At 41.4% G+C, this 11847-nt stretch carries 12 protein-coding genes; all 12 read right to left on the bottom strand.

Annotation, left to right across the window (positions count from 1 at the left end; translation table 11 throughout):
- Positions 1-17: 17 nt before the first annotated feature.
- Complete coding sequence (locus FF105_RS05505; protein WP_290046400.1) at positions 18-923, bottom strand: DnaJ C-terminal domain-containing protein; 906 nt, start codon at positions 921-923, stop codon at positions 18-20.
- A gap of 66 nt (positions 924-989) precedes the next feature.
- Positions 990-2837: a molecular chaperone DnaK gene (gene dnaK, locus FF105_RS05500; RefSeq protein WP_010276308.1), complete on the bottom strand. Its 1848-nt coding sequence runs from the start codon at positions 2835-2837 to the stop codon at positions 990-992.
- A 79-nt stretch (positions 2838-2916) separates the two neighbouring features.
- Positions 2917-3477 (bottom strand): nucleotide exchange factor GrpE, encoded by a 561-nt coding sequence (gene grpE, locus FF105_RS05495; protein WP_010295203.1) that lies wholly within the window; start codon positions 3475-3477, stop codon positions 2917-2919.
- Between the two features lie 17 nt (positions 3478-3494).
- Positions 3495-4520 (bottom strand): heat-inducible transcriptional repressor HrcA, encoded by a 1026-nt coding sequence (hrcA, locus tag FF105_RS05490; RefSeq protein WP_031941353.1) that lies wholly within the window; start codon positions 4518-4520, stop codon positions 3495-3497.
- Between the two features lie 121 nt (positions 4521-4641).
- Positions 4642-5589 carry a riboflavin biosynthesis protein RibF gene (ribF, locus tag FF105_RS05485; protein ID WP_010295207.1) on the bottom strand — a complete coding sequence of 316 codons (948 nt, stop codon included), beginning with the start codon at positions 5587-5589 and terminating at the stop codon, positions 4642-4644.
- A 2-nt stretch (positions 5590-5591) separates the two neighbouring features.
- A complete protein-coding gene (gene truB / locus FF105_RS05480) occupies positions 5592-6500 on the bottom strand; it encodes a tRNA pseudouridine(55) synthase TruB (protein WP_010295210.1) in 909 nt (302 codons plus the stop codon).
- Positions 6478-7017, bottom strand: a complete 540-nt coding sequence (locus FF105_RS05475) for a PTS sugar transporter subunit IIA (RefSeq protein WP_290046399.1) — start codon at positions 7015-7017, stop codon at positions 6478-6480. The genes truB and FF105_RS05475 overlap by 23 nt, the downstream gene beginning before the upstream one ends.
- A complete protein-coding gene (locus FF105_RS05470) occupies positions 7014-8201 on the bottom strand; it encodes an aminotransferase class I/II-fold pyridoxal phosphate-dependent enzyme (protein ID WP_010295216.1) in 1188 nt (395 codons plus the stop codon). Before FF105_RS05470 ends, FF105_RS05475 begins: the two co-directional genes overlap by 4 nt.
- Before the next feature lie 94 nt (positions 8202-8295).
- Positions 8296-8649, bottom strand: coding sequence for a 30S ribosome-binding factor RbfA (rbfA, locus tag FF105_RS05465; RefSeq protein WP_010295219.1), 354 nt, complete (start codon positions 8647-8649; stop codon positions 8296-8298).
- A 44-nt stretch (positions 8650-8693) separates the two neighbouring features.
- Positions 8694-11201 carry a translation initiation factor IF-2 gene (gene infB, locus FF105_RS05460; protein ID WP_010295221.1) on the bottom strand — a complete coding sequence of 836 codons (2508 nt, stop codon included), beginning with the start codon at positions 11199-11201 and terminating at the stop codon, positions 8694-8696.
- Complete coding sequence (locus tag FF105_RS05455) at positions 11202-11522, bottom strand: L7Ae/L30e/S12e/Gadd45 family ribosomal protein (RefSeq protein ID WP_010295223.1); 321 nt, start codon at positions 11520-11522, stop codon at positions 11202-11204. It abuts the gene before it with no gap.
- Positions 11512-11808 (bottom strand): RNase P modulator RnpM, encoded by a 297-nt coding sequence (gene rnpM / locus FF105_RS05450; protein WP_010295225.1) that lies wholly within the window; start codon positions 11806-11808, stop codon positions 11512-11514. The genes FF105_RS05455 and rnpM overlap by 11 nt, the downstream gene beginning before the upstream one ends.
- Positions 11809-11847 lie beyond the last annotated feature (39 nt).

Below are 11847 nucleotides of genomic sequence, written 5' to 3'. Positions count from 1 at the left end.
TTCTGTCATGTCAAATTCTACAATTTATCAAAGAACCCTTTGCGCTTTATGCCAGTTGTTGCTTCTTGAAAGGCCTCTAACGCCTTCTTTTGTTCTTTGTTCAATTTTGTTGGCACATCAACAGTGACAACCACAAATTGATCACCATTCCCGTTACCACGCAGTCGAGGCGCACCCTTTCCACTTAGGCGGAATCGCTTACCAGTCTGTGTGCCGGCGGGAATACGTAACTTAACCTCTCCGTGCACAGTTTTCACTTGGATATCATCACCCAAAGCAGCCGTCACGAAACTAATTTTTTGTTCAAGATAAACATCAGCTCCATCACGTTCAAATCCGTCACGCGAAGCGGATACTTGGAAGACAACGAACAAATCACCATGTGGTCCACCGTTAAAGCCTTCTTCACCTTGACCAGCCAAACGCATTTGTTGACCAGTTTCAACACCAGCAGGCACGGTCACTTTAATTTCATGTTGAGAACCATCACCACGTTTGAACTTAATCGTTGTTTCTTTACCAAAGATGGCTTCTTCAAATGTCAAACGCATACGGTACTGTAAATCCTGACCTTTTCTTGGTCGATTTGGATCGTAACCACCACCAAACATCTGACTGAAAATATCTCCAAGATCAGAAAAGTCACCAAAGCCACCTTGCTGCTGGTAACCGCCAAAACCACCTTGTCCACCAAAACCGCCTTGCGCGCCAGCTGGTCCAAATTGATCATATTGCGCCCGCTTTTGCTCATCACCCAAAGTTTCAAAGGCTTCCTGAACTTCTTTATACTTATCTTCAGCTCCTGGTTCATGGTTCAAATCAGGATGATATTTTTTTGATAACTTTCGATATGCTTTTTTTATTTCATCTTGACTAGCGTTCTTATCTACGCCGAGACGGTCATAATATTCTGTGTTATTCACGTGCCCGCTCCTTCTAATTTATGTACACAAACCGCACTCAACGAATGCGGTTTGCATGATCAATAATTACTTCTTGTCGTCTTTTTTAGGATCAACTTCTTCAAAATCACCATCAACTGTATTGTCATCAGCTGATTTTGCGTCACCCTCAGCCCCATCTTTTGGTGCCGCTTGTTGATAAAGCTTCATTGCCAATTCACCGGCAACCTTTGTCAATTCTTCTGACTTAGCCTTCAAATCAGTTAAGTCAGCGTCCTCAGCAGAAGCATCTTCTTTGGCCTTTTTCAAAGCTTCCAAAGCATCTTGGGTTGGCTTTTTATCGTCATCACCCAACTTGTCGCCAACTTCTTCCAAAGTCTTTTCAGTTTGGAAAATAAGTTGATCAGCTTCATTGCGCGTGTCAACCGCTTCTTTCTTCTTAGCATCGGCTTCTTCGTTGGCCTTAGCATCATTCATCATTTGTTCAATTTCTTCATCAGACAAACCACCGGCGGCTTGGATAGTAATCTTTTGCTCTTTTTGAGTACCCAAATCCTTGGCAGAGACATTTACAATACCATTACGATCAATATCAAATGTCACTTCAATTTGTGGTACACCACGCTTTGCAGCTGGAATATCTGACAATTGGAAGCGTCCTAATGTTTTATTATCAGCAGCCATTGAACGTTCACCTTGCAACACATGAATATCAACTGCAGGTTGATTATCAGCCGCAGTTGAGAAGACCTGAGACTTTGATGTTGGTATCGTAGTGTTGCGATCAATCAACTTTGTGAAGACACCACCCATAGTTTCAATACCTAATGATAGAGGCGTCACATCAAGCAACACAACATCTTTAACATCACCAGTAATCACACCACCTTGAACAGCAGCACCTAAAGCAACAGCTTCATCAGGGTTGATTGAATGGTTTGGTTCTTTGCCAGTCAATTTTTTAACTGATTCTTGAACGGCTGGAATACGTGTTGAGCCACCATTCAAAATCACTTCATCAATGTCTGAGAATGACAAGCCCGCATCCTTCAAAGCATTCAAAACTGGTTGTTCCGCTTTCTTAACCAAATCAGCTGTCAATTCATTAAACTTAGCACGTGTCAAAGATGTTTGCAAGTGCAATGGGCCTTGATCACCTGAAGCAATAAATGGCAAATCGATTTGTGCTTCGTTAGCTGAAGACAATGTCTTCTTTGCTGATTCAGCGGCATCCTTCAAACGTTGCAAAGCCAACTTGTCATCTTTCAAATCAATGCCATTTTCAGCTTTAAATTGCGCTGCTAAGTAGTCAATGATTTTGTTATCGAAATCATCCCCACCAAGGTGAGTATCACCATTTGTTGACAATACTTCGAAGACGCCATCGCCTAATTCAAGAATAGAAACATCAAATGTTCCACCACCCAAATCATAAACTAAAATCTTTTCATCTTTGTCTAATTTATCTAAGCCATACGCCAAAGCAGCTGCAGTTGGTTCGTTAATGATACGTTCAACTTCCAAACCGGCAATCTTACCAGCGTCTTTAGTTGCTTGACGTTGTGCATCATTAAAGTAAGCAGGCACTGTAATTACTGCTTTATCAACTTTTTCACCCAAGTAGTCTTCAGCATATCCTTTGATGTATTGCAAAACCATTGCTGAAATTTCTTGTGGTGTATAGTCTTTACCATTGGCTTTAACCTTGTAACCAGCTTCACCCATGTGTGACTTAATTGAAATGATTGTGTCTGGGTTTGTAATAGCTTGGCGCTTAGCCACGTCACCAACTTGGCTCTCACCGTTTTTAAATGACACAACTGAAGGTGTGGTGCGACCACCATCTGGGTTCGTAATAATCTTTGGTTCGCCACCTTCAAGGACGGCAACAGCTGAGTTTGTAGTTCCTAAATCAATACCAATAATTTTTGACATGAATATATTCTTCCTTTACTTTTTAATTAATTAGTTAGTCTTTTTAAGGTGTGGTGCCAGCGCTGAATCACCATAGTAATTATTTTGCAACCGCAACCATCGCTGGGCGCAAAACTCTGTCTTGCAATGTATAACCTTTTTGCAAAACTTGTGCGATTTGATCTACTTCAACTTCATCACTGTCAACAGATTGAATGGCCTGATGTTTCGTCGGATCAAAAGTGTCGCCAACTTTACCTGTTGCAGCAATACCATTATCCGTTAGAGCCTGAGTCAATGTTTTAAGTGTCATTTCAACACCTGTCTTAATTTGCTTAGCAACTGCGTCATCCGCTTCAACTGCCAAAGCACGTTCTAAGTTATCAACTGCTGGCAACACTGACGTTGCTAAGCGTTGTCCGTCATATTTACGAATACTTTGCAGTTCACGTGCATTACGTTGCTGAATATTTTGAATTTCTGCTTGAGATCGAAGTAATTTATCTTCTAATTCAGTAACCTTGGCAGTCAGCTCATCAATTTGTGACTGTCTTGGATCGACATCAGTCTGCAAGTCATCAACATCAGCTTCAACTTCTTGCGTTGTCGCCTCGTCGTCAACAACTTGTTCTTCAACCACTTCTTCGTTTTTATCTGTCACAGGTGTGACCTCCTAAATTATGTATATTCAATCATCTTTTGACTTAGTGCTTCTCCGAAAGCGTCAATTAGTAACGCATTTTTACTATACGCCATCGGTATTGGACCAAGTAAAGCAATAACACCACTACCTTGATTAGGTACCAAGAAATCTCGCGTAACCAAACTGAAATTGGAAAGCAGTTTTTCGCCAATTTCTCGACCAATTTTAATTTGGACTTGCGCGGAGGGTGTCACAATTTGCCTAACCGCTCTTGCATTAGTGAGAAACTCAAGCAGTTGCTTAATATTATTAACACCAGTTTCACCACTGAAATCAAGGACGTTGAGCCTGCCACCAATATGAACATTATCGCCAACGGAACGAGCCAATACATCACCAAACAATTGCAAGAACGCCGCCGGCGTTTGAATCATGCGACTCATTTGAGTCGGCAACTCATCAGATTGCATCATTTTTAGAACATCATTAACTGGTCGACCAACCATCTGCTCGTTAATGTATTTAACCATGCCCTCCAAAGATTCAATTGCCATTTCGTTTGGTAGTTTGAAAGTTTGGCTTGTTACCTTACCGTCATTAGTCACAAGAACCGCAATTAATTGGTGCCCCTCTAATGGTACGAGACGGAAGCCAGAAACTTTAATATCCACACGCTTAGGTTTAAGAATTAAAGCCGTATAGCCAGTTAGTGCTGAAAGTGTTCTTGCTGTTTCATCCAACAAGTCATCAATTTCATGGAAATTGCCTCGGAAAGATTGAATAACAGCACGAACATCTTGCGGAGAAGCCTTGCGGGTGACCATCAAATGGTCAAGATAATACCGATAACCCTCGTAAGATGGCACTCGACCCGCAGAAGTGTGTAATTTTTTGATAAAAGCATCAGCTTCTAGTGTCGCCATCTCATTACGAATAGTAGCAGAACTCACTTTAATATTAAGTTGCTCTTGCAGGCTTTTTGAACCAACCGCATGAGCAGTCTGAGTATATTCATAAATGATAGCACTCAAAATTAACTTTTGTCTGTCGGTCAGTGCCATCTCATCACTCCTTTTAGCACTCTTTTTTTTAACTGCTAACATCTTTTATGATACACCTATTTTTCAAAAAAGCAACCCTTTTTGGCACTCTTTTTATAAGAGTGCCAAAAAAGACACTTGATTATTCTTCAAGTGTCTCAAAATATTGTTGCGTCGCCGTTTGGTCTTTAATAAGTTGTTCAATTAGTTCCTCGGCATTATTGAATTTAACCTCACCGCGCAAACGATGATACCAGGCTACCTTAACTGCTTCACCATAAACTTCATTATGAAAATTTAAAATGTTGATTTCCACCGTCACTGGTCTGTTGTCACCAAAAGTGACGTTTCTGCCAATGCTTGCCATGCCAATAAACCACTGACCCGCAATTTCAATTTTGACGGCATAGATGCCAATTCCTGGTAGCCATTCTTGTTCTGGCGTTTGAATATTAGCAGTTGGAAAACCTAGTTCGCGCCCTCTCGCCTCGCCATGAACAATCATCCCCGTTGTCGTGTGGATTCGCGCCAATTGTTTCGCCGCCTCATCAACATCTCCATCGTCAAGTAATTTCCTGATTCGTGAAGAACCAATTTTTTGATCGTCTAAGCTGCATTTTGGCACAGTAATTGCTTCAAATCGTTTGCCAGCATAACCTTGTAAATGCGTCATGTCACTATTGGTATGTGCCGGACCATACAAGTGATCAAATCCAGCAACAACTGCCACGGGGTTTAAATGCATTAATATCTCATCCACAAATTGTTGTGCTGATAAATTCGCAAGTGCAGATGTAAAACGCATGACATACACGCGATCAACACCTAGTACAGACATCAGTTCAATTTTTTGATCCAACGGGGTTAGGTATCGTAATGGTTGGGTTAACATTTTGAAAGCGACAATCGGATGAGGATCATATGTTAATACAGCGAGTGGAACGTGACGTTTCTCAGCTTCGCGCTTAGCATGTCTGATTACCGATTGGTGGCCTTGATGAACGCCGTCAAAAAAGCCCATCGCAACAACTTGTTGCATTGGCTCGACATCATTTTGAATTGGATAGTGAAGTTTAATTATATCTGTCATATTTATTGATTATCAAATACATAACGCGAACGCCAAACGTGCTCACTGTCATCATACTGATAGACTGCTTTTAATTTATCGTTATAATAAAGTTGTTTCAAAAATGAACTTGGTTCCCAATCGGCAATTTTTTGACCATTTCTAACGGCAAACCATTCATCATCTGAGAGAACGTGAGTAGGCCAAGTCAAAATATCTTTGATCGGCACAATCGTCTGACGTAAATCATCTGGTGCAAGCTTTTCCACCTCTAATAAGTCATGAGCTTCACTCAATGTGAATCCACTACCCATCGTCCGTGTCAAACTTGTCATTGTTGCTGGTAGATCAAGCCTCTTACCAGTATCCGAAGCCAACGTCCTAATATAAGTACCTTTTGACACAGTTGCCTCAAAATTAAATTTTTGGACACTATTTTCAAAATCGATATCTGACGTTCGATGAAAATCATAAATCATTGCATCGCGTTCTGGACGCGCCACTGTCTCACCTGCTCTGGCATAATCATAAAGTCGACGACCGTTTACTTTCACAGCTGAATACATCGGTGGCATTTGTTTAATTGAACCATTTAAAGATTTTATTGCAATATCAATTTTTGCCGCCGTAATCGGTATATCGATTGCCCTTGTTGCAATTACAGCACCATCTAAATCCTCTGTTTCCGTCGCAAAGCCAAGAGTGATTTCACCAACATAGCGCTTAGGCCTAGTTTGGAGTTCATCGATTAGTTTAGTCGCCTTTCCAAGTGCAACGACTAACACACCCGCCACAGATGGGTCTAATGTACCAGCATGCCCAACCTTTTTTTGCCCAAACATCCGACGCACCTGCCTAACAACATCAAAAGAAGTAACACCTCTTGGCTTGTTGACAATCAGAACGCCATCAATCATCTGTTTGTTTGTCATTAAAGTCATCCTCGGATTGCCAAATATTTTGGCCAGCATAGACTGAACCAAAACGGACTGTTGGAATTTGGCGTTCTGCCCAAACAACATAAACACGCACAGCCTCACTGTTTTGCGCTAAGATTTTTTGGTTAGCTGTTCCCACAACATCACCGGCATGTAATTGTTGTCCGGTACCATAACATGCCAATCGAGCAGCTTCACCTTGACTAACTAAGGTCATGGTAACACCTTGACCATGACCATCCGTAATGATTAACTTTTCGGTGGTCGATTCACTCACAATTCCGGATACTGGTAGCATCAAATTTCCGCCATTTGGAATTAACATAATACCATTGGCAGCTTGATAATGCTCATCATGGCTTTCTTTAATAGGTCTTAATTGTCCAGTGGCTGGTGCCACTAAAACAAGCGTTCCCGATTTTTTTGCCATTTTAATAGCATTGAGCCGCCCAGTCGCATTTACTTGTGTTTGTTTTTTCTTCAAGCGAAAAATTCGTTGCCAAAAATTCATTTTGAACTGCGTACCTTTTCAATATACTTTGTTATACGTTTCATGCCCTCAGCCAAATCTTCATCAGATGCGGCGTACGAAATTCTGATGTATGGATTAGGTTCATCACCATGGCTAAATGCTGAGCCGGGAATCACAGCGACTTTTCCCTGCTGTGCCAGTGCCAATGCAAAAGCATCCCCATCATTGCCTAAATCTTCAGGTAGCTTTGCAAATAGATAGAAAGCACCTTCAGGTTCAACAACCTCAAACCCCAAATCTTGCAATTGCGCCAGCAGATTATCACGACGGTGTTGATAGGTATCACGCATCAACACCGGTGCATCCGTCACGTCACGCAAAGCAACTAATGCTGCATCTTGAACAAATGTTGGTAATGCAAATACTAAAGCACCATGTACTTTCTGCATTTCATCAATAATTTCCTTTTGCGCCAAAATAAAGCCAACACGATAACCTGTCATGGCATGTGATTTCGACAAACCGTTAATATAGATTGTTTGTTCAGGAATGATTTCAGCCAAGGAAACATGTTCTTTGTTATAGGTCAAAACCGAATAAATCTCATCAGAAATAACCCAGAGCTGATGCTTTTTAAAGGTCACTGCTAGCGCTTCTAATTCTTCACGTGAGTACGTTACTCCAGTAGGATTAGTCGGGTAATTCATCAAAATAGCTTTTACTGGAACTTTTGCTTCAGCAATTGCTTTGTCCACCATTTCCGGTGTCAATTTGAAGTCATTTGGTGTCGTATCAATACTAATTCTGGTTCCGCGCGCCAGATCAAGTGACGCAAAATAAGGACCATAAGCTGGTTCAGGAATCAGTAATCCATCATTAACATTTAATAGCGTTTGAAAAACAACATTGACGGCTTCACTCACCCCCTGTGTCACAATAACGTTATCTTCATTTTTAAAATTCAAATGATATTTTTCATTGAAATAAGCAACAACTTCTTGTCGCAAATCCGTTTCACCTTGACTCTCAGCATAATGCGATCGATTACCATTTACTGCATCAATTGTCGCCTGCTTAATTTTATCGTCAACATCAAAACCAGGTTCTCCAAAAGTAAGACGAAGAATGCCAGGAATATCGCGAATCATCAATTGAAAGTTCAGCAATTTATCTGCCGCCATCTCTGCAACAGCACTGTTGATTGGTTGTGTCAATTTAGTCATGTATTAGCTCATTTTCTTAAAATAATTTTGATAATCCTATTTTAACACAAAAGACTCTTCCCAAAATGGGGGAGAGTCTTTTCTTCACAACTTATTAATTTTCTTTGTGTAACTGACGGATTAAGTCCTCAATATGATTACCATATTGAACGGAATTATCACGCACAAATTTTAATTCAGGAATCTTATACACTGTCAAACGTGCACCTAATTCTTTCCGAATTAAGCCACTAGCGGCTTCTAATCCTGCTTGTGCTTTTTTAGCATCACTTGCTAAATCAGACAAGATTGAATAATAAATCGTTGCAATTTGCAAATCACCTGTCAATTCAACACTTGTGACAGTAACATCTTGTACACGAGGATCATTGATTCGCTTGAGCAATAGATCTGTTACATCACGTTGAACTTCTTGAGCAAGACGACCTGCGCGTTGTGGATTAGCCATAACTGCATGCCTCTTTTCTTTAATTGATTATATTTGTTTCTAGGTTACTTAGGCTTAACTTCTTGCATCACATAGGCTTCAACCACATCACCCACATGAACATCGTTGTACTTAGCCACAGTGAATCCAAATTCAAATCCCATTTTGACTTCGTTCACAGCATCTTTGCCACGTTGAAGTGAGCCAACCTCACCATCAAATACAACAACCCCATCACGAATGACACGAACTTTTGATTCTTTGGTAATCTTACCTTCTTCAACCATAGCACCAGCAATGGTACCAACTTTAGAGAACTTGAAGAGTTCTTTAACAACAACTTGGCCGATAATCTTTTCTTCAAATACAGGTTCAAGTTGACCCTTCATAGCTGCTTCGACATCATCGATAGCGTTATAAATCACATTATAGAAACGAATATCAACTTTCTCCGTTTCAGCTTGCGATTTAGCCAATGGCGTAGGCCGCACATTGAATCCAATGATAACAGCCCCAGATGCTTCGGCCAATGTCACATCAGATTCATTGATAGCACCAACCGCCGTGTGGATAATATCAACACGAACACCATCAACTTCAATTTTCTTCAGTGAGCCAGAGAGTGCCTCGACCGAACCTTGTACATCAGCTTTGACGATGACCGGAACAGTCTTCATGGCCTTTTCTGCCATTGTATTAAACAAAGTATCAAGTGTAACGACTGACCCAGAGTTACGAATTGCTTCTTGCGCACGCTTTGCACGTTCTTCACCAGCTGCACGAGCTGTTTTTTCATCAGCCATAACAATGAAACGATCACCAGCTTGTGGTACATCATTCAAACCAGTAATTTGAACTGGCGTTGCTGGTAGAGCCGCTTCCAATTCTACACCGCGTTCATTAGTCATTGTTCGTACGCGACCATAAGTATTACCTACAACAATTGGGTCACCAACATGCATACTACCTTGTTGCACCAACACAGTCGCAACAGGTCCACGTCCACGATCCAAACGCGCTTCAATCACTGAACCACGAGCAGGCATATCAGGATCAGCCTTCAGCTCAAGCACTTCTGCTTGTAGCAAAATCATTTCAAGCAACTCATCAACATTTTGTCCAAACTTAGCAGAAATCTTAACAAAGATTGTATCACCGCCGTATTCTTCAGGCACTAAATCATATGCCATCAATTGGTTCATCACATCATCTGGATTGGCACCAGGCTTATCAATCTTGTTAACTGCCACAATGATAGGTGTGCCGGCAGCTTTGGCATGGTTAATCGCTTCGATTGTTTGTGGCATAACCCCATCATCAGCAGCAACCACCAAAATTGTCAAATCCGTCACATTAGCACCACGTGCACGCATCTCTGTAAAGGCGGCGTGCCCTGGTGTATCCAAGAAAGTGATTAGCTTGTCATTCAAACGAGTTTGATAAGCACCGATGTGTTGTGTAATACCACCAGCTTCGCCCTCAGTCACATGCGAATTACGCAAGTAATCTAACAACGTAGTTTTACCATGATCGACGTGACCCATGATTGTAACAACAGGTGGTCGAGGTACTAATTTACTTTCATCAATCGTTTCATCATCGAAGAAACGATCAATATTGGCAACATCTTCTTCTTCTTTAACTTTAGCATCAATACCATAATCTGCAGCCAAAATTTCAATCGTATCTTCATCCAAACTTTGGTTTTGGTTCGTTACAATTCCCAACAAGAACAACTTTTTAATAATTTCTGCTGTATCACGGTGCAAAAGTTTTGATAAATCTTGGACGTTCATACCAATACGATATTCCAAAACCTCTGGCAATGGCTGTTCCTTTCGAACAGTCACTGGTGTAGCTGGTTGATGTTTCGCTGCAATACGACGTGACTTTTTAGATCCGCGTGGACGATCATTACGGCGTGGCGTTTGTTGTCCTGTTCCATTAGTATTGCGCTTGCGTGAATTATTACGCGCAGAGTTATTACCAGAAGCCAATGCACCACCAAACTTACCGGTTCCAGCAGCAGGAGTTGCTGGTTGTGCTGTGGCTGCAGGCTGTGCTTTAGGTTGCGTTGCTGGTTTAGCAGCAGCCTTTTTAGGGTGTTTAACTGCTTCAGAAGCTTGTCGCTTTTTTTCGTTTTCATTCACGTACTGCTTGAGACTATTGTCAGGCTTAGCTGAATAATCTACTTGTCCGGCACGTGGCTTTGTTGACCAATTTTTCTTTTCACGAATCATTGGACGACCTTCAGATGGTGCCACTCGTGAGCCAGGACGACCGCTATTACGGTTAGTATTGTTTGTATTTGAGCGACTCTGACCACTATTACTTGGTCGATTTTGAGATGTATTACGCTTTTGACCTTGGCTACCGTTATTTTGGTGACCTTGACCATTATTGTTATTTGGACGTCCCTGACGTGCTGGACGTGAACTATTTTGAGCTGGTGTTGCACCATCCGCTAACTTAGCCGCATGGCGTCTTTGCGATGCGGGCAATTCCTTACGTTCTGGCACTGCCTGTTTTCTTGCAGGACGGTTTGAGCCTGAGAATTTCTTTTCTTCTGCCATTTAGTTCCGCTCCTTTTCTGATATTAATTGTTTAATTTTGCGACTAAAACCATGATCTGCAACAGCAAACACACCTCGATTAACACCGATGGCGTCTGTCAATTGCTGCTTAGTATAGTCTTGTACTAATCTGACATTGTAAAATGATGATTTGTCGGCTAATTTTTTAGCTTGGCTAGCGCCACCATCGCTTGGAAAAAATGCTAATGACACTTTTTGCCCACGAATGGCTGCAAGAGTCGGTGCCGTTCCCAGCACTAACTTGCCAGCGCGCATTGCCAAACCTAGCAAATTTAATATTTGTTCGTCTTTACTGATCACCGAACAACTCCCGACGTGCTTGTTGATGATCAACGTATGCTATCAGTTCATCATAAAACTGATCAGGCACTTTCACTTCAAACGCTTTATCAAAGATGCGCTTTTGTTTAGCTTTTTCCGCTACGGCCACATCTAAACTAATGTATGCACCACGGCCGTTTGCCTTGCTTGTAGGATCTAAAGTGACCTTACCTTCTTTGTCGCGAACGACACGAACGAGATCTTTTTTAGGAAACATTTCACCTGTTACAATGTCTTTTCGCATTGGTATTTTACGAGGTTTCATAGTTTTAAAACATTAGGTGTGGAGTTTAGGTTGTCACAC

Source organism: Leuconostoc sp. UCMA20149, from assembly GCF_030400235.1.
Classification (GTDB): Bacteria; Bacillota; Bacilli; order Lactobacillales; family Lactobacillaceae; genus Leuconostoc; species Leuconostoc pseudomesenteroides.
The sequence above is the reverse complement of the archived record's forward strand: the minus strand, read 5'-3'. Positions and strand labels throughout refer to the sequence as shown.

What these genes read in the sequence shown, in the direction of transcription:
- dnaK (WP_010276308.1), bottom strand. Translation starts at nt 2,837, where the DNA reads ATGTCAAAAATTATTGGTATTGATTTAGGAACTACAAACTCAGCTGTT.
- hrcA (WP_031941353.1), bottom strand. Translation starts at nt 4,520, where the DNA reads ATGGCACTGACCGACAGACAAAAGTTAATTTTGAGTGCTATCATTTAT.
- ribF (WP_010295207.1), bottom strand. Translation starts at nt 5,589, where the DNA reads ATGACAGATATAATTAAACTTCACTATCCAATTCAAAATGATGTCGAG.
- truB (WP_010295210.1), bottom strand. Translation starts at nt 6,500, where the DNA reads ATGACAAACAAACAGATGATTGATGGCGTTCTGATTGTCAACAAGCCA.
- FF105_RS05475 (WP_290046399.1), bottom strand. Translation starts at nt 7,017, where the DNA reads ATGAATTTTTGGCAACGAATTTTTCGCTTGAAGAAAAAACAAACACAA.
- FF105_RS05470 (WP_010295216.1), bottom strand. Translation starts at nt 8,201, where the DNA reads ATGACTAAATTGACACAACCAATCAACAGTGCTGTTGCAGAGATGGCG.
- rbfA (WP_010295219.1), bottom strand. Translation starts at nt 8,649, where the DNA reads ATGGCTAATCCACAACGCGCAGGTCGTCTTGCTCAAGAAGTTCAACGT.
- infB (WP_010295221.1), bottom strand. Translation starts at nt 11,201, where the DNA reads ATGGCAGAAGAAAAGAAATTCTCAGGCTCAAACCGTCCTGCAAGAAAA.
- rnpM (WP_010295225.1), bottom strand. Translation starts at nt 11,808, where the DNA reads ATGAAACCTCGTAAAATACCAATGCGAAAAGACATTGTAACAGGTGAA.